The 20,598-nt window shown below is 62.9% G+C and carries 23 protein-coding genes; 7 read left to right on the forward strand and 16 right to left on the reverse strand.

Features of this window, described 5'->3' with window-relative positions:
* Nucleotides 1-31: 31 nt before the first annotated feature.
* The 7 genes from ACZ46S_RS03790 to lepB all read right to left on the reverse strand — a co-directional run bounded on the left by ACZ46S_RS03790 (nucleotide 32) and on the right by lepB (nucleotide 6,458).
* Nucleotides 32-790: an NAD kinase gene (locus tag ACZ46S_RS03790; RefSeq protein ID WP_295743415.1), complete on the reverse strand. Its 759-nt coding sequence runs from the start codon at nucleotides 788-790 to the stop codon at nucleotides 32-34.
* Complete coding sequence (locus ACZ46S_RS03795; protein ID WP_464063421.1) at nucleotides 787-1,617, reverse strand: carbon-nitrogen hydrolase family protein; 831 nt, start codon at nucleotides 1,615-1,617, stop codon at nucleotides 787-789. Before ACZ46S_RS03795 ends, ACZ46S_RS03790 begins: the two co-directional genes overlap by 4 nt.
* The gene (locus tag ACZ46S_RS03800; protein WP_464063422.1) at nucleotides 1,545-2,396 is read right to left on the reverse strand and encodes a class I SAM-dependent methyltransferase; all 852 of its coding nucleotides are present in this window, start codon (nucleotides 2,394-2,396) and stop codon (nucleotides 1,545-1,547) included. The genes ACZ46S_RS03795 and ACZ46S_RS03800 overlap by 73 nt, the downstream gene beginning before the upstream one ends.
* Nucleotides 2,397-2,492: 96 nt before the next feature.
* The gene (locus ACZ46S_RS03805) at nucleotides 2,493-4,121 is read right to left on the reverse strand and encodes a hypothetical protein (protein ID WP_464063423.1); all 1,629 of its coding nucleotides are present in this window, start codon (nucleotides 4,119-4,121) and stop codon (nucleotides 2,493-2,495) included.
* A 14-nt stretch (nucleotides 4,122-4,135) separates the two neighbouring features.
* Nucleotides 4,136-5,029 (reverse strand): GTPase Era, encoded by an 894-nt coding sequence (gene era / locus ACZ46S_RS03810; protein ID WP_464063424.1) that lies wholly within the window; start codon nucleotides 5,027-5,029, stop codon nucleotides 4,136-4,138.
* Complete coding sequence (rnc, locus tag ACZ46S_RS03815) at nucleotides 5,026-5,697, reverse strand: ribonuclease III (RefSeq protein WP_464063425.1); 672 nt, start codon at nucleotides 5,695-5,697, stop codon at nucleotides 5,026-5,028. Before rnc ends, era begins: the two co-directional genes overlap by 4 nt.
* Nucleotides 5,694-6,458, reverse strand: coding sequence for a signal peptidase I (gene lepB / locus ACZ46S_RS03820; RefSeq protein ID WP_464063426.1), 765 nt, complete (start codon nucleotides 6,456-6,458; stop codon nucleotides 5,694-5,696). The genes rnc and lepB overlap by 4 nt, the downstream gene beginning before the upstream one ends.
* Nucleotides 6,459-6,629: 171 nt before the next feature.
* Here lepB and ACZ46S_RS03825 point away from each other — a divergent pair, with 171 nt between their 5' ends.
* Both ACZ46S_RS03825 and ACZ46S_RS03830 read left to right on the forward strand, forming a co-directional pair.
* The gene (locus ACZ46S_RS03825; protein ID WP_464063427.1) at nucleotides 6,630-7,889 is read left to right on the forward strand and encodes a D-alanyl-D-alanine carboxypeptidase family protein; all 1,260 of its coding nucleotides are present in this window, start codon (nucleotides 6,630-6,632) and stop codon (nucleotides 7,887-7,889) included.
* Nucleotides 7,886-8,134 carry a DUF3297 family protein gene (locus ACZ46S_RS03830; protein ID WP_464063428.1) on the forward strand — a complete coding sequence of 83 codons (249 nt, stop codon included), beginning with the start codon at nucleotides 7,886-7,888 and terminating at the stop codon, nucleotides 8,132-8,134. The genes ACZ46S_RS03825 and ACZ46S_RS03830 overlap by 4 nt, the downstream gene beginning before the upstream one ends.
* 128 nt (nucleotides 8,135-8,262) lie before the next feature.
* Here ACZ46S_RS03830 and ACZ46S_RS03835 read toward each other — a convergent pair whose 3' ends face one another.
* The 9 genes from ACZ46S_RS03835 to ACZ46S_RS03875 form a co-directional block, all read right to left on the reverse strand.
* The gene (locus ACZ46S_RS03835) at nucleotides 8,263-9,171 is read right to left on the reverse strand and encodes a hydrogen peroxide-inducible genes activator (RefSeq protein ID WP_464063429.1); all 909 of its coding nucleotides are present in this window, start codon (nucleotides 9,169-9,171) and stop codon (nucleotides 8,263-8,265) included.
* A gap of 7 nt (nucleotides 9,172-9,178) precedes the next feature.
* Nucleotides 9,179-10,759: an alkyl hydroperoxide reductase subunit F gene (gene ahpF, locus ACZ46S_RS03840; protein ID WP_464063430.1), complete on the reverse strand. Its 1,581-nt coding sequence runs from the start codon at nucleotides 10,757-10,759 to the stop codon at nucleotides 9,179-9,181.
* 124 nt (nucleotides 10,760-10,883) lie between these two features.
* Entirely contained in the window at nucleotides 10,884-11,447 is a 564-nt protein-coding gene (ahpC, locus tag ACZ46S_RS03845; RefSeq protein WP_464063431.1) for an alkyl hydroperoxide reductase subunit C, read from the reverse strand.
* A gap of 265 nt (nucleotides 11,448-11,712) precedes the next feature.
* On the reverse strand, nucleotides 11,713-12,495 hold the full coding sequence (locus ACZ46S_RS03850) for a succinate dehydrogenase iron-sulfur subunit (RefSeq protein ID WP_295743682.1): 783 nt from the start codon (nucleotides 12,493-12,495) through the stop codon (nucleotides 11,713-11,715).
* 15 nt (nucleotides 12,496-12,510) lie between these two features.
* Nucleotides 12,511-14,325: a succinate dehydrogenase flavoprotein subunit gene (gene sdhA, locus ACZ46S_RS03855; RefSeq protein WP_295743684.1), complete on the reverse strand. Its 1,815-nt coding sequence runs from the start codon at nucleotides 14,323-14,325 to the stop codon at nucleotides 12,511-12,513.
* 12 nt (nucleotides 14,326-14,337) lie between these two features.
* Nucleotides 14,338-14,745 (reverse strand): succinate dehydrogenase, hydrophobic membrane anchor protein, encoded by a 408-nt coding sequence (gene sdhD, locus ACZ46S_RS03860; RefSeq protein ID WP_295743686.1) that lies wholly within the window; start codon nucleotides 14,743-14,745, stop codon nucleotides 14,338-14,340.
* 5 nt (nucleotides 14,746-14,750) lie between these two features.
* Entirely contained in the window at nucleotides 14,751-15,188 is a 438-nt protein-coding gene (sdhC, locus tag ACZ46S_RS03865; protein WP_295743690.1) for a succinate dehydrogenase, cytochrome b556 subunit, read from the reverse strand.
* Between the two features lie 99 nt (nucleotides 15,189-15,287).
* A complete protein-coding gene (locus ACZ46S_RS03870) occupies nucleotides 15,288-15,935 on the reverse strand; it encodes a class I SAM-dependent methyltransferase (protein ID WP_464063432.1) in 648 nt (215 codons plus the stop codon).
* 4 nt (nucleotides 15,936-15,939) lie between these two features.
* Nucleotides 15,940-16,200 (reverse strand): accessory factor UbiK family protein, encoded by a 261-nt coding sequence (locus ACZ46S_RS03875; RefSeq protein WP_464063433.1) that lies wholly within the window; start codon nucleotides 16,198-16,200, stop codon nucleotides 15,940-15,942.
* A 46-nt stretch (nucleotides 16,201-16,246) separates the two neighbouring features.
* On the opposite strand from ACZ46S_RS03875, the gene rfaD reads away from it, so the two are divergent.
* The 5 genes from rfaD to ACZ46S_RS03900 are packed head-to-tail and all read left to right on the forward strand — an operon-like array spanning nucleotide 16,247 to nucleotide 20,589.
* The gene (gene rfaD / locus ACZ46S_RS03880) at nucleotides 16,247-17,230 is read left to right on the forward strand and encodes an ADP-glyceromanno-heptose 6-epimerase (RefSeq protein WP_464063434.1); all 984 of its coding nucleotides are present in this window, start codon (nucleotides 16,247-16,249) and stop codon (nucleotides 17,228-17,230) included.
* On the forward strand, nucleotides 17,227-18,054 hold the full coding sequence (gene lgt, locus ACZ46S_RS03885) for a prolipoprotein diacylglyceryl transferase (RefSeq protein ID WP_464063435.1): 828 nt from the start codon (nucleotides 17,227-17,229) through the stop codon (nucleotides 18,052-18,054). The genes rfaD and lgt overlap by 4 nt, the downstream gene beginning before the upstream one ends.
* 23 nt (nucleotides 18,055-18,077) lie before the next feature.
* Nucleotides 18,078-18,971 (forward strand): class I SAM-dependent methyltransferase, encoded by an 894-nt coding sequence (locus ACZ46S_RS03890; protein ID WP_464064322.1) that lies wholly within the window; start codon nucleotides 18,078-18,080, stop codon nucleotides 18,969-18,971.
* Entirely contained in the window at nucleotides 18,968-19,705 is a 738-nt protein-coding gene (pgeF, locus tag ACZ46S_RS03895; protein WP_464063436.1) for a peptidoglycan editing factor PgeF, read from the forward strand. Before ACZ46S_RS03890 ends, pgeF begins: the two co-directional genes overlap by 4 nt.
* Nucleotides 19,702-20,589, forward strand: coding sequence for a hypothetical protein (locus tag ACZ46S_RS03900; protein ID WP_464063437.1), 888 nt, complete (start codon nucleotides 19,702-19,704; stop codon nucleotides 20,587-20,589). The genes pgeF and ACZ46S_RS03900 overlap by 4 nt, the downstream gene beginning before the upstream one ends.
* Nucleotides 20,590-20,598 lie beyond the last annotated feature (9 nt).

Consider the following 20,598-nt stretch of genomic DNA (forward strand, 5'->3'; position numbering starts at 1 on the left):
CGTCTACTGCAACGAAAGCAGGCAAGCCCCGCTAAACGGTGAATTGCTCGGTGATGATTCGTTCGGAAAGCGCCCGGTCCGGGTCGAACAGCACCGTGGCGCCGAGGCTGCGATCCTCATGCACCGCCACCGAAATCACATCCCGCACCTCGGTGAAATCCGCCACCGCCGCCACCGGGCGTTTTTCCGGCTCCAGCACTTCGAACAGAACATCCACCGTGGCCGGCAGCAGCGCGCCGCGCCAGCGCCTGGGGCGGAAGGCGGAAATCGGCGTCAGCGGCAAGAGATTGGCCGAAAGCGGGACGATCGGCCCGTGCGCGGAGAGGTTATAGGCAGTGGAGCCGGCGGGGGTGGAGATCAGCACCCCATCGCAGATCAGCTCGGCCAGGCGCTCGCGCTGATCCACCGAGATGCGAATCTTCGCCGCCTGGCGCCCCTGGCGCAGCAGCGAAACCTCGTTCAACGCCATCGCCTCCTCGACCACGCCGGAGGCGGTGACGGCATGCATGCGCAAGGGATGCAGCACCGAAGGCAGCGCCCGGCCGATTCGCGCGGTCAGATCATCCTCGTGATATTCGTTCATCATAAAGCCGACGGAGCCGCAATTCATGCCATAGACCGGCATGGAACCGCCCAGAACCTGATGCAGGCATTCCAGCATCAGCCCGTCCCCGCCCAGCGCCACGATGACATCGGCCGCCTTCACCTCATGGTCGCCATAGAGCCCTTGCAGCCGCGCGCGCGCGGCCCTGGCCCCCTCCGTCTGCGCGGCGATGAAAGCGAGCTTCATGCGAGCTTGCGATGCGCCAGCACGGGCATGTTGGCGCGGGTGCGCGCGGTCAGCTCGCGGTCGATCCGCGCGCTGGCGAAGCCCAGCCCGTCAGAGGCCCTGGCGACAACATGCCCCCAGGGATCGATGATCATCGAATGGCCGTAGGTCGCGCGCGCCTCGCCGCCGGCATCGTGATGCACCCCGGTGCAGGCGGCGGCGGCAACCCAGCATTGGGTCTCGATCGCCCGCGCCCGCAGCAGCACCTCCCAATGGTCCTTGCCGGTCTGCAGGGTGAAGGCGGCGGGCAGCAGGATAATCTCCGCGCCCTGGCGGCGCAGCGCCAGGAACAACTCGGCAAAGCGCAGATCATAGCAGATCGCGACACCGATCCTCACACCCTGCATCACGAAGGTGACGACCTCCTCCCCGGCGCCGTAAGTGGCGCTTTCGCGATAGCCCTCGCCATTCGGGGTGACGATGTCGAACAGATGGATCTTGCGATAACGCGCCAGCTCCTCGCCCTGCGGGCTGAACACCAGCGAGGTGTTGAACAGTTTTTCGCCCGCCAGCTCGCCGATCGAGCCGCCATGCACATGGATGTTGTTCTCCACCGCCATGGCGCGCAGGAATTCATAGGCCTCGCCGCCCTGCCCGCCCGGGGCCGGCAGCGGCTCGGCGGCGGCGAATTTCTGTGCCCGGTCGCCCCCCAGGCAGGTCCAGATTTCCGGCAGCACCACCAAATCCGGCTGCTCCGCAGCCACCGCCGCCTCGATCAAGGCACGGGCCTGGGCGATGTTCTGCGCCTTATCCGCCCGCGGCGACATTTGAATGACGGAGATGCGCATTTCAATACCTTCTGCTCCGTAGCCCGCTCTGCTAAAAAATCATTTTCTAAGACTGCGATAAGCGATAACCCAAATGGCAGGCTCCACCGATCAAGCACATGCGCCTCAAGTGCAAAAACATGCCTCAAGATCACATTTACGAGCCAATGGGGCTTCCCAACACCGATGGACCGCCGTTCGCCTGGTAGCTTATCCATTAATCGCGCCAGCCACGCGATAGGCAATAGCGCACTATTCATGAAGCTGAACAGCCGCGGCCTCAATCCCGCCTGAGCGAAAGCTTTGCGTAACTGCTCCGCCTCGTAACGGCGTTTATGATGTAAATGGGCGTCGTGGCGGCCATAGAGGGCCTGATAGGCCGGGACAGTGATCAGCGCCACGCCATTGGGCCTGAGATGCTTAGCGATCAGAGCCAAAGTCTTGGCATCATCTTCGATATGCTCTAATACATCAAGTAAACAGATCAAATCGAAACGACGATCGGCCAATCCTGCCGCCTCAGGAAGAATTCCGGCTAACAACTCGACAGTTACACCGTTACGCTCAGCCAATTCAGCCGACATAGCACGCGCAACATCGTCAAGTTCTAATGCCGTGATCTGGCCAAACCTAGAGAGCATCTGAAAATTGCCACCTGTTCCAGAGCCCAACTCCAAAATCCGCGCGTCAGATGGCAAGTCTAATCGAGCGATCACGCTCTCCAAAATACGACGCCGCGCCACAAACCACCAATGGCTTTGCTCATTCGCCGCCATTTCTTCATAGGCTTTACGCTCCACGAAGCACCGATAATCTCAAGCTTGGATCCATTACGAATACACCCGAAAATATTGCCTCAGGACGCTACTCTGCCAAAAACTACCTATATACCCTACTCACTTTTGCGGCACTTGCAGGATTGTCACTCCACTATCTTCCCTTCGCTCCCATGATAAAGAAGCTAACTTATCTGTGATCAACTTTGAGGTGCCAGGGGCAATAATGACATATTGCGCCCCGGACGCGGTGGCGTAAGCCACAAATTCTTCAAGAAAATTTTTCGCCAGACGCCCTGAAAACAGTTGCATGACGGCTGGAAAATCTTGTGCCGGACGGAGCGGAAAGCCAAAATAGCCACCTACCATCACGAAGCCGTAATCGCTTTCCAACTGCCAATAAGAGCCAGGCCCCTGTCCTGCAAACGGTAAAATGATTAGTCGGGAGGACGGCCCAAGGAGTGTTCTGATATGGCTGGGGCGAAAAAAAGCGATATCTGGCAAAGAGCTCCAGGGATGGGGAGACGGCAGCAGAGCAACGCAGGCGAGCAGCGCCAAGATAAACCGACTTCCCCCCTCTATTGTCCAGCGCGAAACAATGATAGCTGAGACAAGCGAAAGATAGACAGCAAAGCGTGTTGCCAATGCATTGCCGATTAACGGCAACTTTTGAAGCACAAACCAGGGCAAACCGATTTGTGTAAAATAGCCATCAAACCACATTATCGGGCCGAAACAGCACAGCATAAACGCTAAAAAGCATATCAGAAGAAATTTGCGTTCTTGTCGCCTTTCAAAGCCAAACAAAAAAATGATGACAATAAGCGGCACGCCAAGATAAATATCCTGCTCTTGAGGGCCTCCATTAAATCTATCCGAAATACCTCGAAAAAATCCCCCAAACAAATTGTTGGTTGAAGGAACAATGAGATTGAGTGGGTCGGCTACGTAATAGTACGGCCAAGCCGCTGGATGGTTGATGAGTTTATAAGTCTGTAACATCGGCGCCGCGAAGGGTGACAAAAAAAGCGCGACGACCAATCCCGTCGCAACCCCGTCGACAAAAAGCCGTTTAAGAACCTGCCTACGCTGTGGCAGATAAGCGAGTGCGAAGAAGTAGGCAATGCCGCCAAAAAAAAACAGAGTCGCAAAAACCTCAAGACAGATAAAAAATTGAGCAACAAGAATGGCAGAGGCTAATGCCACCGCAGCCGGGCGGCTGAATTCATCGTCTAATCGCTTCAGCACCACAAGCAATAAAGCCGGCAAACACGCAACCATCGTTAGGTTTAGCGCGGTTTCACTCTGGGCCATGACGTATGTTGAAAAGCCAAAGAGATAGCCCCCTATCAGGGAGGGGGCAAACTTCTTTGAACCATGTAGACATACGAGATACGCAAACCAAGCCGCAAGAATTGGAGCTGAGATAATAAAAAAATTATAGGTGAAGACAACCCCGAATAACGCGGTCAACGGCCAGCCGAGAAACGCCAGTAGAGGCACTGATGTCTCCCAAAGAAGCGGAACGCCGTACGGATACCAGGCAACTTTCGCCAAAAATGGATTAAGGTGGTATACGATTGCATGCGGCCACCATGACAAGAACCAAAGGAATTCGAACGGATCTTCAGGTGTGCCCGCGACTTGTCGGGTTAACGCGCCTCCCTGCCAAACTAACGCCGCACTACAGAGTGCGTAGATCGAGAAAGCCGCAAAGTGAGATTTGCCTCTAATTTTGGACAGAATCACAACCTTGCTTCCCTTCAGCCACGCGGCAGATCCAGCCCGACGGCGCGGATGCGGGCGGCTTCCTCATCCCAGCCCGGCCGCTCGACCACGCGCAGGAACAGATCCACCTTCACCTCCATCAGCCGCTCCAGCTCCTGCCGGGCCCGGCTGCCGATCTCCTTGATCCGCGTGCCCTTGGCGCCGATCAAAATCGCCTTATGCCCCTCGCGGGCGACATAAATGACGGCATCGATGCGGATGGAGCCGTTGCGCTGCTCCTTGAAGCTCTCGGTCTCCACCGTGGCGCCGTAGGGCACCTCGTCGCGGGTCTGCAGGAAAATCTGCTCGCGCACGATCTCGGCCGCCAACTGGCGGTCCGGCAGGTCCGTCATCTCATCCTCGGGGTAGAGATACGGGCTCTCCGGCATCTGCGCCACGCAATAATCCAATAGCGCCTCGATCCCATCGCCGCTCTGCGCGGAGATCATGAAGACCTCCTCGAACTTCGCCATCGCCGCCGCCTGTTGCGCCATCGGCAGCAGCTCCTGGCGGTCGATCAGATCGATCTTGTTGAGCACCAGCGAGAGGCGCGCGCCGCTTTCGGCCAGCTTGGCGGCGATGTCGCGCACCCCTTCGGTCAGGCCATGCTTGGCATCCACCAGCAGGAAGCGCAGATCCGCCTCGCCGGCACCATTCCAGGCGGCTTCCACCATCGCCTTGTCCAGCCGCCGCTTGGGCGCGAAAATACCCGGCGTATCGACGAAGATCAGCTGCGTCTCGTCACGCACCAGAATGCCCAGCACCCGCGCCCGGGTGGTCTGCGCCTTCGGGCTGACGATGGAGACCTTCGCCCCGGTCAGCCGGTTGAGAAGGGTGGATTTGCCGGCATTGGGGGCGCCGATGAGGGCGATGAAGCCGCATTTGGTCATTTCGGTAACTGTCCTAACAAAAGCCGCGCCGCCTCTTGTTCGGCGGCGCGCTTGGCGCCCGCTTGCGCGGTGGCGCTCTCCTCTCCCACACTCACCCGTACCACGAAAAGCGGCGCGTGCGAGGGGCCGGATTGCTCCAGTGTTTCGTAAAGCGGCAAAATCTGGCCGCGCTTGAGCGCCCATTCCTGCAACGCGGTCTTGGGGTCCTTTGGCGGGGCGGCCTGCGCCTCCACGGCATCGGCCATAACCCGGTGCACAAAGGCGCGCGCGGCCTCCAGCCCGGCATCGAGATAGAGCGCGCCGATCATCGCCTCCACCGCATCCGCCAGCACGTTGGGCTGGGTGCTCACCCCGCGCTTGGCCTCGCCCGGGGCGACATTGAGCATGGCGCCGACATTATGCGCCTCCGCCACCGCCGCCAGTGCCGGCTTGGAGACCAGAGCCGCCAGGCGCGGGCCGAGCTTGCCCTCCTGCTCATTGGGAAAGCGCTCACTCAGCCATTCCGCGACGATCAGCCCCAGCACCCGGTCGCCGATGAATTCCAGCCGCTCATTCGAGCCGACCCCCTTCGCCCCGGCGGCGGAGCGATGGGTCAGCGCCTCGCTCAGCAGCGCGGGCCGGGAGAATTCATGTCCCAGAAAGGCGGCGGCGATTTCCGTGCGGGTCACTTGATGCCGTGCAGCATCCGGCCCCAGCGGATCTCAAACGGCCATTGCCAGATCTGCCAGAACGGGTGGCGCAAATCGATGGAGAAGAAGATGATCTCCGCCGGGCCGATGACATTCTCCACCGGCACATAGCCGACAGGCCCGTCCATGAAGCGCGAATCCTCGGAATTATCCCGGTTATCGCCCATCATGAAGAGATCGCCCGGCGGCACGGTATAGAGCGGGGTGTTATTGGGATCGACCCCGCCTTCATTCTCCGGCGCGTTGGTCACCTTCAGGATGGCATGGGTGACGCCGCCCGGCAGGGTTTCCTGGTAATCCTTGGTTACCACCGGCGCGCCCGAGGAGGTGTCGGTATAATCGCCGACAAAAGTCCGCGGCACCTCCTTGCCGTTGATATAGAGCTGCCCGGCGATCATCTGCACCGTATCGCCAGGCAGGCCGATCACGCGCTTGATGTAATCCTCATCCGGGGCACCGGGCGGGCGGAACACCACCACGGTGCCGCGCTTGGGCATCCGCCCGAAGATCCGGCCCTTGAACCAGTCCGGCGCGAAGGGCAGCGAATAATGCGAGTAGCCATAGGCGAATTTATCGACGACCAGATAGTCGCCGACCAGCAGCGTCGGCACCATTGAGCCGGAGGGGATATAAAAAGGTTCGAACAGGAAGGTGTGAATGCCCACCGCGATCAACCCGGCATAGACGACCGTTTTGATGAATTCGCCCAAACCGCCTGTTTCTTTGCCGCGCCGTGCCATGAAACCCTTTTCCCGCTCGATTGGCGCATCAAACAAGCGGCAGGCCGCTTGTCAAGAAACGCCGGCCTGATGCGGCCCGGTTACAAGCCGTTAACGCGCGACGCCTTGCGCGGCGCGGCGGTTCGGGTGCAGACAGGCCCCGCCCCAATAAGCCTGGAGTGTGGATCGCCTATGCTGAGACTGTCTGGCCTGTCATGTGCCACCCTTGCCATCGCTTTGGCCGCCGCCGCGCCGGTTCTGGCGAAGACGCAACATGCCGCCACGGCCGCCGATTCGGGCGCCAATGGCGATACCGGCAAGATCGGCGCCACCGCCGCGCCCTCAGGCCCGCCCCCCACCCCCGACAGCCCGATCGCGGACAAGAACACCCCGCAACCGCCGGCGCTGCCGGACATGACCTCCTATGTGCTGATGGACGCCAAGACCGGCGCGATCATCGCCGAGGCCGCACCGCATCTGCAGGTGCCCCCCGCCAGCCTGACCAAGCTGATGACCGCGCATCTGGTCTATCAGGCGCTGCATCATGGCAGCCTGAAGCTGGACCAGACCGTGCCGGTCTCGGTCGATGCCTGGCACCAGCAGGGCTCGACCATGTTCATCCAGCCCAGCTCCGTGGTGAATGTGGACCAGTTGCTGCACGGGCTGATCATCGTCTCCGGCAACGATGCCGCCACCGCGCTGGCCGAGCAGGTGGCCGGCTCCACCGGCGCCTTCGTTCAGATGATGAACGACATGGCGCGCAAGCTGGACATGACCGACACCAACTACACCAACCCGACCGGCCTGCCCGACCCGGCGCTGCGCACCTCCTCCATGGATGTCGCCAAGCTGTCGCGCGCGATCCTGCAGGATGAGCCGGAAATTCTCGATATCTCCAAGGAGCAGAGCTACACCTATGGCGGCATCACCCAGCGCAGCTGGAACCCGGTGCTGTTCAAGGACCCGACCGTGGACGGGCTGAAAACCGGCCTGACCCGCGAGGCCGGCCATTGCATCGATGCCACCGCCAAGCGCGGCGATATGCGCTTCATCGCCGTCGTCACCGGTGGCCCGACCTGGGGTGAGAGCACCGCGGCGGTGGAGAGTCTGCTGGATTACGGCCAGCGCTTCTTCACCGACATGCAGATCGCCACCGCCAACCAACCGATCGACACGCTGAAGAGCGAAGCTTTGAACAGCGGCCAGGTCGCTGTCGGCACCGCGCAGGATCTGGTGCTGACAGTCCCGGTGGACGCGCAGAAGGCGATCACCCACAGCATCACCTACACCGCCGACCTGACGCCGGGCGTGAAGAAGGGCGAGACGCTGGGCAGCGTGACCTACAGCGCCAACGGCAAGGCGCTGGCGAGTGTGCCGGTGATCGCCCTGGCGGATTCGCCGCCGGCGAGCTTCATCACCAAACTGAAAAACAAGATACGGAAAATGCTATGACCGACACCCCGCCCGACCGCCTGAGCATCGATCAGGACAGCAAATTCTTCAATGAGGCGATTCTGGAGCGCGGCATCGGCATTCGCTTCAATGGCGTCGAGAAGAATAATGTCGAGGAATATTGCGTCTCCGAGGGCTGGGTGCGGGTCGCCGCCGGCAAGGCGCTGGACCGCAAGGGCAAGCCGCTGACCGTGAAGCTCAAGGGCAGCGTGGAGGCGTATTTCCGCGAAGAGCCCAAGGCCTAAGGTCCCAAAAGTTTTTTGGTGCCGCTTTTTTACAAAAAAGCGGCGAAAACGTGGGGGCGTTGGCACAGCGGTTGCCAACGCCCCAAACGTTTTGCAGCCCTTTTTGAAAAAAGGTCTGCATTGCTCCCCTAGGCGCACGCCTCGGTGATGACCGGGGCCAAGGCGCGATATTCCGGCGCGCGCGGGCTGCCCTCCCGCCAGGCCAAGGCCAGGCTCCGCCAGCCGCTGCCACCATCCAGCTTGCGCAGCTCCACCCCGGTGCCTTTCGCCAAGCCCGCCCGCACCGCCAGCTCCGGCACCAAAGTCACCCCCAGCCCGCCCGCCACCATCTGGATCAGCGTATGCAGCGAGGTCGCCGCGAAGCGCTGCTGTTCGCGCTCGCGCCCCAATGCCGTGCCGCACACCGCCAGCACCTGGTCGCGCAGGCAATGCCCATCCTCCAGCAGCAGAAACTGCTCGGCCGCCAGATCCGCCGGGGTGAGCGAGGGCCGCGCCGCCAGCACATGGCCGGGCGGCAGCGCCACCAGAAACTCATCGCGCGCCAGCATCAGCGTCTCCGCACCCGCGCAAGCACAAGGCTGGGCCAGGATCAGCAGATCCAGCATCCCAGCATCCAGCTGCTCCAGCAGCCGCTCGGTCTGATCCTCGCGCAGGAAGAGTTTCAGCGCCTGATAGCGGTCGCGCAATTGCGGCATCAGCCTTGGCAGCAGGAACGGCCCCACGGTCGGGATCACCCCCAGCCGCAACGGGCCGGACATCGGGGCGCGCGCCGCATCCGCCGTCTCCGCCACCGACGCCAGCGCGGCCAAAGCCGCCCGTGCCTTCGCCACCAGCTCCAGCCCCAGCGGGGTGAAGACCGGATGCTTGGACGCCGCACGATCCAGAATCGAAGCGTCGAGGGCCCGCTCCAGCGCCAGAATCCCGGCGGAGAGGGTGGATTGCGAGACCGCGCAGGCCGAAGCCGCGCGGCCGAAATGTCCCGTCTCCGCCAGCATCACCAGATAGCGCAGCTGCTGCGGGCTCGGCAGATAGGCCATGGCGGCTTTATTCGGCCGCCACCGCCTCCTCCGGCGCCAGGCGGATCAGATAATCGAACGCGGACAAGGCCGCCTTCGCCCCTTCCCCGGCCGCGATGATAATCTGCTTATAAGGCACGATCGTCGCATCCCCCGCCGCGAACACCCCGGCCAGCGAGGTCTCGCCGCGCACATCGATCTCGATCTCACCGCGCGATGTGAGCGCCAGCGCGCCCTTCAGCCATTCGGTGTTCGGCACCAGACCGATCTGCACGAAAATGCCATCCAGCTCCAGCCTGTGCGCCGCGCCTGTCTTGCGATCCTCATAGGACAGGCCGACAACCTTCTCGCCATCGCCATGCACGTGCGTGGTCTTGGCGGAGGTGACGATGCTGGCATTCGGCAGGCTCCGCAGCTTCGCCTGCAGCACCGCATCGGCACGCAACTGGCCATCGAACTCGATCAGCGTGACATGGCTGACAATTCCGGCCAGATCGATCGCCGCCTCCACGCCGGAATTGCCGCCGCCGATCACCGCGACGCGCTTGCCCTTGAACAGCGGGCCGTCGCAATGCGGGCAATAGGCCACGCCCTTGTTGCGGTATTCCGCCTCGCCGGGCACGTTCATCGTGCGCCAGCGCGCCCCTGGGGCGAGCACCAGCGACTTCGATTTCACCGCGGCGCCGCTTGCCAGTTTCACCTCGAACAAGCCGCCTTTATGCGCCGGCGGGACAATCGCGGCGGCAAGCTGCCCCTTCATGATGTCCACCTCGTAATCGCGCGTATGCTGCTCCAGCGCCGCCGCCAGTTTCGGGCCCTCGGTGTGGGGGACGGAGATGAAATTCTCAATCGCCATCGTATCCAGCACCTGGCCGCCGAAGCGCTCCGCCAGAAGGCCGGTGCGAATGCCCTTGCGCGCCGCATAGACCGCCGCCGCCGCACCGGCCGGGCCGGCACCCACCACCAGCACCTCGAACGGCGCCTTGGCGGAAAGATTGGCCGCCTCGCGCGCCACCGCCCCGGTATCCAGCTTGGCGATGATCTGCTCGATTTCCATGCGGCCCTGGCCGAAGGCTTCGCCATTCAGCTTGATCGTCGGCACCGCCATCACCTTCTCCGCCTTCACCTCATCCTGGAAGGCGGCGCCATCAACGGCGACATGGGTGATGCCGGGATTCAAAATGGCGAGCAGGTTCAGCGCCTGCACCACATCCGGGCAATTCTGGCAGGATTGCGAGAAATAGGTGGTGAAATGAAATTCGCCTTGAATCTCCTTGATCTGCGCGATCACCTCCGGGGCGATCTTCGGCGGATAGCCGCCGGTCTGCAGCAATGCCAGCACCAGCGAGGTAAATTCATGGCCCATCGGCAGGCCCGCGAAGCGCACGCCGCGCGCCGCGCCGGCCTTGCGGATTTCGAAGGAGGGCACGCGCGCATCGGCGCCATCCAGCTTCAGGGTGATCTTCTCGCTCTGCGCGGTGATATCTTCCAGCAGGCCACGCATCTCTTTCGACAGCCCGCCATCATCGAGCGAGGCCACCAGTTCGATCGGCTCCGGCATCCGGGCGAGATAGGTCTTCAACTGGCCTTTGAGGCTGTCGTCCAACATCGGGTGCTCCATAGCTTCGAGACTAAGGGCGCGTGGGCCGGGATCATCCGCACAGCCGCGCGTCGCCTGACTAAATATTTTTCGGTGTGCCCCCGCCGGTTATCCGCCGGGGGCGGCGCAAAAATCAGATCTTGCCGACCAGGTCGAGCGACGGGGCAAGGGTCTTCTCGCCTTCCTGCCACTTGGCCGGGCAGACCTCGCCGGGGTGAGCGGCGACATACTGGGCAGCCTTCACCTTGCGCAGCAGTTCCTTGGCGTCGCGGCCAATGCCACCGGCGGTGATCTCGACGATCTGGATCTTGCCCTCGGGGTCGATCACGAAGGTGCCGCGATCAGCCAGGCCGGCATCCTCGATCAGCACCCCGAAATTGCGCGAGATCACATGGGTCGGGTCGCCCACCATCGGGTAATCGATCTTGTTGATCGCATCCGAGGTGTCATGCCAGGCCTTGTGGGAGAAATGCGTGTCGGTGGAAACCGCGTAGATCTCAACGCCCAGATTTTTGAACTCGACATAATTGTCGGCTAGGTCTTCCAGCTCGGTCGGGCAGACGAAGGTGAAATCAGCCGGGTAGAAGAACACCACAGACCACTTCCCCTTGAGATCGGCCTCGCTCACGGTGATGAATTTGCCACCATGAAAGGCCTGAGCGGTGAAGGGTTTCACTTCGGTGTTGATCAGAGACATACTTAGCTCCTTTTGGGTTTGCTGCATCGCAACGTGAGCTATGTAGACATAAATCTCTTATCTAGGAAATTGATTTTATGTGACGCGATGATCGATTGGGTCGATCATGGGGAATAAGACCAAGGCCGGATGCCCCTGCTGGGGGCGATCCGGCCTTGGTCTCGGGGGGTTTGAAAAAACACCCCCACACCCCCCAAAAACTTTTGCAAACAAAAAGGCCCGGCATTTGGCCGGGCCTTTGCTCTCTTGGACGCTCTTCTATCTCTTAAGCCTGGCGTTCCAGCATCAGCTGCTTGATCTTGCCGATCGCCTTGGCCGGGTTCAGACCCTTCGGGCAGGTCTGGGTGCAGTTCATGATCGTGTGGCAGCGATAGAGCTTGAACGGGTCTTCCAGCGCATCCAGACGCTTGCCGGTCGCCTCGTCGCGGCTATCCGCGATCCAGCGATAAGCCTGCAGCAGCACCGCCGGGCCGAGATAGCGGTCGCCATTCCACCAATAGCTCGGGCAGGAGGTGGAGCAGCAGAAGCACAGAATGCACTCCCACAGACCATCCAGCTCCGCGCGCTCTTCCTTGGACTGCAGACGCTCCTCATCCGGCGGGGCCGGCGTGTCGGATTGCAGCCAGGGCTCGATCGAGCGCAGCTGCGCGTAAGGCTGGGAGAGATCCGGCACCAGATCCTTCACCACCGGCATATGCGGCAGCGGGGTGATCTTCACATCGCCCTTCACATCCGCGATCGGCTTCAGGCAGGCCAGGGTGTTGGTGCCGTCGATATTCATCGCGCAGGAGCCGCAAATGCCTTCGCGGCAGGAGCGGCGGAAGGTCAGCGAGCTGTCGATCTCGTTTTTGATCTTGATGATCGCGTCGAGCACCATCGGCCCGCATTTATCGAGATCCACCTCATAGGTGTCCATCACCGGGTTTTTCCCGTCATCCGGGTTCCAGCGATAAACCTGGAAGGATTTCACCCGCTTCGCACCAGCCTCGGCCTTGTAGGTCTTGCCGGTGCCGATCTTGGAATTCGCGGGAAGCTTGAATTCAGCCATCTTCCTGATCTCCCCTTAGTAAACGCGCTTCTTCGGCGGGAACACGGACACCTCGTTGGTGAGGGTCTGCATCTTCACCGGGCGGTAGCTCAGCGCCACCTTGCCGTCATCTTCCACATACGCCACCGTATGCTTCATCCATTCATGGTCGTCGCGCTCGGGGAAGTCGTCATGCGCCTGGGCGCCGCGGCTTTCCTTGCGGGCTTCGGCGCCGACCATGGTGGCCACCGCATTGCCCATGAGATTCTGCAGCTCCAGCGCTTCCATGAGGTCGGAGTTCCAGATCAAGGACGAGTCCTGCACCTTCATGTCGGACATGCCGCCCCACAGCTTCTCCATTTTCTGCACACCCTCGGTGAGCGACTTGGAGTTGCGGAACACCGCGGCGTGGGACTGCATGGTCCGCTGCAGTTGGTCGCGCAGCTCCGCCACCTTGGTGCCGCCCTTGGCGTAGCGTGTGGCATCGAAGCGGGCCAGCGAGGCCTCGCCGGCGCCGGCCGGCAGGTTCGGCTGCGCGGCGCCGGGCTTGATCGTCGCGGCGGCGCGATGCCCGGCCGCACGGCCAAACACCACCAGATCCAGCAGCGAGTTGGTGCCCAGACGGTTGGCGCCATGCACGGACACGCAGGCCGCCTCGCCCACCGCCATCAGCCCGGGCACCACCGCATCGGGGTTCTCAGGCGTCGGGCGCAGCACTTCGGCGTGATAGTTCGTGGGAATGCCGCCCATGTTATAATGCACGGTCGGCAGCACCGGAATGGCTTCCTTGGTCACGTCCACACCGGCGAACACGCGCGCGGTCTCGGAAATGCCCGGCAGGCGCTCATGCAGAATATCCGCGCCCAGATGCTCCAGATGCAGCAGGATATGGTCCTTGTTCGGACCCACGCCGCGGCCTTCATTGATCTCGATGGTCATCGAGCGGGAGACCACGTCGCGCGAGGCCAGATCCTTGGCGGAGGGCGCATAGCGCTCCATGAAGCGCTCGCCTTCGGAGTTGGTGAGATAGCCACCCTCGCCGCGGGCGCCTTCGGTGATCAGGCAGCCGGCGGGGAAGATGCCGGTCGGGTGGAACTGCACGAATTCCATGTCCTGAACCGGCAGCCCGGCGCGGATCGCCATGCCGCCGCCATCGCCGGTGCAGGTATGGGCGGAGGTGCAGGAGAGATAGGCGCGGCCATAGCCGCCGGTCGCCAGCACCACGGTCTGCGCGCGGAAGCGATGGATCGAGCCATCTTCCAGGCACCAGGCCATCACGCCACGGCAGGCGCCTTCCTCGTCCATGATCAGGTCGAGGGCGAAATACTCAACGAAGAACTCGACCTCATGCTTCAGGCTCTGCTGGTAGAGCGTGTGCAGCATGGCGTGGCCGGTACGGTCGGCGGCGGCGCAGGCGCGCATCGCCGGCTCGCCATTGCCGTAATCCTGCATATGGCCGCCGAAGGGGCGCTGATAGATCTTGCCGTCCTCGGTGCGCGAGAAGGGCATGCCGAAATGCTCCAGCTCGCGGATGGCGGGCACCGCCTCGCGGCAGAGATATTCGATGGCATCCTGGTCGCCCAGCCAGTCCGACCCCTTCACGGTGTCGTACATGTGCCAGCGCCAATCATCCGCGCCCATATTGGCCAGCGCGGCGGAAATGCCGCCCTGTGCCGCCACGGTGTGCGAGCGGGTGGGGAAGACCTTGGTGATGCAGGCGGTCTTCAGGCCGGCCGCACCCATGCCCAAAGTGGTCCGCAGCCCCGAGCCGCCGGCGCCGACGACCACGACATCATAAGTATGGTCAATGATTTTATAGGCCCCGAAAGAGGGCTTGCTGATCGCGTTCATATTACGCCTCGTTCAGGAAAGGGCGAGCTTAAGGACGGAAACGGCGGAGGCCAGGGCCAGGAAGACGATGATGCCTTTCAGCACCATGACCATCAGCAGCCGTTTGGCCTCGTTCGGCACATAATCCTCGACCACCACCTGCAGCCCCATCGAGAGATGGTAGAACATGATGATGATGAGGGCGAGGAACAGCGCGCTGTTCCAGGGCTCGGCCATGTAAGCGTGCATGGCATGGGCGTCAGCGCCCAGCAGCATGATCACCGAGACCACGAAATAGAGCGAGAGCGGCAGCAGCGCCACGGAGGTGACACGCTCGGCCCACCAATGGGCGGCGCCATGCTTGGCGGAACCAAGGCCACGCGCCCGGCCAAGCTGGCTGCGGCGCATGGTGATCGAGGGGGTTTTGTCTTGCGTGCTCATATCTCTCACCACACCAGAAGGGCAACGACCCAGAACAGCACGGTGAGGGCCACCGTACCCGCGAACACCAGCTTGCCGTTGCGGTGCATGTCCGGCAGCTCGAAGCCCTTGCCCGAATCCCAGGCCAGATGGCGGATGCCGTTGCAGAAATGGTAAAACAGCGCGACGGTGAAGCCGAACAGGATCAGCATGCCGATCCAGGAGGCCCAGACCGCCTGAATGACGGAAAACGCCCCATCCCCGGACGCGGCGCAAACCAGCCACAGCGTCATCAGGATCGTCCCGACACCCAGCGCGCACCCGGTGATGCGATGCAGGATGGAGGAGAGCGACGACATCTGGAAGCGATAGGCGCTGCCCAGCATAAAGGGAGAAACTGGCCGGCGGACCAGCTTACCCTCGGAATTGCGCCCTATCATCAGGGCTTCGCGGACATCCTTCATGGGAACCTTTCTCTCAGGTCAGTGCAGCCATATTATGTTGCAGGTGCTTAGTCCCCATGAATGGGGCGGTCAACGATTCGGAACGAAACTCTGCTCTGTTCAATCCAGACCAGAGGAAATCGCGTATAAACAAACCTGTCTTGTGGTCGAATCTTCCAATTCCAGGCTGGTCGGCACCTCAAAATGCGCCAAAATCTCACCCGGATCGGCCGGGCGGTAGTGCCGTCCAGGGTCGGCGAGCAGAACTATCTTGCATTTTGCCAAAGCGCGCAGCCAGGGCATGATCGTCGCCGCCATCGCGCTTTCGTAACATATATCCCCGGCGATGATCACGTCCCAATCGCCGTCCTCGCCCACCACATTGCCGGGGCTGAGGGTGATTTCCACCCCGTTCAACGCGGCGTTCAGGGTAATCGCCGCCTGCGCCATCGGGTCGATCTCGGCGGCTTCCACGCTTTGCGCCCCGGCCAGGGCGGCGGCGATGCCGGCCAGCCCGGAGCCGGCGGCGAAATCCAGCACCCGCCTGCCCCGCACCAGCTCGGGATGCTCACTTATATAAAGCGCCAGCGCCTCCGAGCCGGGCCAGGCGAAGGCCCAGTAAGGCGGGGCGATATTCTGTTCGGCGAGAAACGCCTCCGTCGCCTGCCAGAGCGGGGTCAGCGCGCTGGCCAGATAAAGCCGGATCGAAGGCACCAAAGCCGCCCGCCCGATGGCGAGCTGGGCGGTGATGAACCCCTCCGGCGCCATCTCTTTAAGGCTCGGACCCGTCCTTGCCGGCCTGCTCCAGCGCGGCGACACGTTTCTCCAGCGCATCCGCCTGCTCGCGGGCGCGGCGTGCCAACTCGGCCATCGCGTCGAACTCGTCGCGCCGGACCAGATCCATCCGCCGCAGCGCCTCTTCAACCCGCGCCTTGGCCAGCGCCGACATTTCCTCGCGCAAACCCGCCAGGGCGGAGATGGCGCCGCCCGCCACGCCGGCCAGATCGTCAAAAATTTTCGGTCGTTCAATCATCTGCGGGGCCTTCCAGCTTGTCCTGCTTGTCCATATAACCCGGGGCATGATTTTGGTCACGGGCGGGTCGGGTTTCATCGGCTCCAATCTCAACGCGGCGCTCGCCGCCGATGGGCAGGAGGTCGCCATCGCCGACTGGCTGGGCCAGGAAGGGCAGAAATGGCGCAATCTCTACCATAACCCGCCTTCCCATGTGGTGGCGCCGGAGGCGCTGGAGGCGTGGCTCGCCAGCAACCCGCGCCTCTCCGCCATCGTGCATATGGGCGCCATTTCCGAGACCACGGCGCGCGACGCGGATCTGGTCTGGCAAAGCAATGTCAGTTTGAGCCAGATGCTGTGGAACTGGTGCGCACGGCATGGCGTGCGCTTCATCTATGCCTCCTCCGCCGCCACCTATGGCGACGGCGCGCAGGGCTTCGAGGATGATAACGACCTCGCCGCCATGGCCCGGCTGCGCCCGCTCAATCTCTATGGCTGGAGCAAGCTCGCCTTCGATCTCTGGGCGCTGCGCCAGGTCGCCGCCCACCGCCCCGCCCCGCCGGCCTGGGCGGGGGTGAAATTCTTCAATGTCTACGGCCCGAATGAATATCACAAGGGCAAGATGATCTCGGTGGTGAAGGTCAAGCATGACGAGATCATCGCCGGCGGCCCGGCGCGTTTATTTAAATCCGACCGGCCGGAGCTGGCGGACGGCGCCCAGAGCCGGGATTTCATCCATGTCGACGATGTGGTGGCGGGGCTGAAATTCCTGCTCACCACTCCGGCTCTCGCCGGCATCTATAATCTCGGCACCGGGGCGGCCCGCACCTATGCGGATCTGGCCCGCGCCGTCTGCGCCGCCAACGGCGTGGATGAGCGGATCGAATATATCGAAATGCCGCCGGCGCTGCGCGGGCAATACCAATCCTTCACCCAGGCGCCGATGCACCGGATGCGCGCGCTGGGCTTCAATCATCAATTCATCTCTTTGGAAGCGGGCGTTTCCGCCTATATCCAGAACCATCTATTGAAGGCCGATCCCTATAAATGAGCCACCCGATCATTCTGCCGGTCTTCCCCAAAGGGTTCCATATCGGCCCGCTTTTCATCCATTATTACGCCCTAGCCTATATTATCGGGCTGCTGCTGGGCTGGCGGCTGGTGCGGCGCATGGTGGCCCGCCAGCCGGTTGCGGCCAGCGGGCTGCATGTGGATGATTTCCTCACCTGGGCGGTGCTCGGCGTCATCCTGGGCGGGCGCATCGGCTATGTGCTGTTCTATCAGCCGGTTTATTTCTTCACCCATCCGCTGGCGATCCCGGAAGTCTGGGATGGCGGGATGAGCTTCCATGGCGGCTTCCTCGGCGTCACCGTGGCGATTCTCACCTTCTGCTGGAAGCACGGGCTGAACCCGTTCCGCTTCGGGGACCGCATCGCCGTGGCGGTGCCGATCGGGCTGTTCCTCGGGCGTTGCGCGAATTTCATCAATGGCGAGCTCTGGGGCCGCGCCGCGCCTCCCGGCTTTCCGCTGGCGATGGTCTATCCGGCCGACCCGTATCAGCTGCCGCGCTACCCTTCGGAGCTGATCGAGGCCTCGCTGGAAGGCATCACGCTGTTCATCATCATGCTCTGCTTCGCCAGCTCCTTGCGCATCCGCACCCGCACCGGCACCCTCACCGGCATCTTCCTGGTCGGATACGGGCTGGCACGGATCACCGGCGAGTGCTTCCGCGAACCGGACCCGTTCCTGGGTTTCCTGCCCTTCGGCACCACGATGGGGCAGCTGCTTTCCATCCCGATGGTCATTGCCGGGCTGATCTTCCTGTATTTCGCCCGCCCGGCGCGGGAAACCAAACTGCCTGAAAGCAAGGCGTGAGCGCGCAGCGTTTCGACCATTTCATGGCGGCGGCGAACGCCGCCTATTACGCCAAAGGCCGGTTCGGCCAGGATTTCGTCACCGCCCCGGAGCTAACCCAGGTATTCGGCGAGCTGCTCGGCGCCTGGGCGAAGGTGGTCTGGCAGCTGATGGGCGCGCCAGAAGGCATCATGCTGGCCGAAGCCGGCCCCGGGCGCGGCGTGCTGATGGCCGACGCGCTGCGCCTCTGGCCCGCGCCCTCCGTTCATTTCATCGAAACCTCGCCGGCCTTGCGGGCCGAACAGGCCGCCCGCGTGCCCCACGCGAACTGGCATGACAAGCTGGCGGACATCCCGGCCGGCCCGCTGATCCTGCTCGCCAATGAGTTTCTCGATGCGTTGCCGGTGCGCCAGTTCATCCGCCGCGATTCCGGCTGGATGGAGCGCTACGTGGCGGACGGTGCCTATCTCGAATACCCCACCGATTACGCCCTGCCGGACGATCCCATCGGCAGCGTGCGCGAGGTGAATGAGGCGGCTCTGGACTTCGTGCGCGCCCTCTCCGCCCGCGGCGGCGTCGGGCTGTTCATCGATTACGGCCCGGCGGAAAGTGCCGCCGGCGAGAGCGTGCAGGCGATCCGGGGCGGCGCCTATGCCGACCCGCTTGCCGCCCCCGGCGAGGCGGATATCACCGCCCATGTCGATTTCGCCGCGCTGAAACGGGCCGCCCATGCCCAGGGCCCGGTGAAGCAGAACCATTTCCTCACCTCGCTCGGCCTCTATCAGCGCAGCGACCGTCTGGCCCAGCGCCATCCGGAGAAGGCGATGGATCTGCGCCTGACCGTGCAGCGCTTGACGGCGCCCGAAGCGATGGGCAGCCTGTTCAAGGTGCTGGCAATCTGTCCGCCCGACCTGCCGACTTTGCCAGGATTCGCATGACCGATTTCATCACGGCCGATCTGCCCGCGCGGCACGGGTTTTTCACCCGCCATGGCGGCGTCTCCACCGGCCTCTATGCCAGCCTGAATGCCAGCTTCTCGTCCGATGACGCCGACGCCGTACGGGAAAACCGCGCGCTTATCGCTAAAGCCATGGGGGTGGAACGCGGCGCGCTGCTGGGGCTGAAACAGGTGCACGGGCCAGGGGTGGTGACTGTCACCACGCCTTGGACGGAGGGCGAAGGCCCCAGCGCCGATGCGCTGGTCACCACCCTGCCCGGCTTGGCTCTGGGCATCATCACCGCCGATTGCGCGCCGGTGCTGTTTTACGGCGATAATGGCGCTGTCGGCGCCGCCCATGCCGGCTGGCGCGGCGCCGTGGCCGGGGTGCTGGAAGCGACCGTGACGGCGCTGCGGGATCTCGGCGCGCAAAATGTGCGCGCCGCCATCGGCCCCTGCATCCATCAACCCAGCTACGAGGTGGGCGAGGATATGCGCGACGCTGTGCTGAACGAAAGCCGCGCCGCCGCCAGCTTCTTTTCCGCCGGCCGCCCTGGCCATTTCTGGTTCGACCTGCCCGGCTATTGCGCCGCGCGTCTGGCCCGAGCGGGGGTGAGCGCCGAAATCCTGCCGCATGATACCTGCGCGGATGAGGCGAATTTCTTTTCCTATCGCCGCAAGACCTTGCGGCAGGAGCCCGCCACGGGCCATCAGCTTTCGGTCATATGCTCATGAAACGCGCCTCTCTTCTCCTCGCTCTCGCTTTGGCCGGATGCGGCACGCTGCCGGAGCCGTTCTACGGCAATCCCGGCCCGGCCGGCGCCCGGCTGTCGATCCCGCCGGCCCCGGTGCTGTTCGTGCCCTCGCCCGGCCAGGCGCTGCTGGGCGACGATGCGGCCCAGCTCTACGCCAAGGATCTCGCGACCGAGCTGGCGGATTACGACGTGCCGAGCGTCGCCGGCCCGGCGCGGAAGCTGAACTGGCACCTGGATGTCACCGCCAAGCTGGAGGGTGAGAGCGTGGTGCCCGCCTATGCGGTGGTCGGGCCGGACAAGAAGATCTACGGCAAACAGACCGGCGCGCCGGTCCCGGCCAAAGGCTGGGCGAACGGTGACCCCGCGACTTTGGATGCGGCGGCGAAAGCGGCGGCACCGGGCCTCTCCAAGCTGATGGCCGGGATCAATGCCGATATTCAGCAGAGCAACCCGCAATCGCTGGAGAACCGCACGCCGCGCATCTTCATCGCCGGCGTCAGCGGCGCGCCAGGCGATGGCGACACCGCGCTGCCGACCGATCTGGCGCACGCCCTGCCCGGCCCCAATCTGATCCTAGTGAAGGATAAGAAGACCGCCGATTTCACCGTCACCGGCACGGTGAAGGCAACCCCGGCGGGCCAGGGCGAGGATGAGGTGCAACTGAATTGGGTGGTGCGGGATGTGAATGACCGGGTGATCGGCCAGGTGACGCAGATCCATGCCTTGAAGCCGTCGGACATGGCGCCGTACTGGGGTGACGTGGCGGCGGCGGCGACAAAGGAGGCGGCGGGCGGCATCCAGAACGTGGTGCAGAATGAAATTTTGAAGAAGGCGACAAAGCCCAGCGCAGCGCCAAAAAATTAAAAGTTTTTT

It is taken from the genome of Acidocella aluminiidurans, assembly GCF_055383125.1.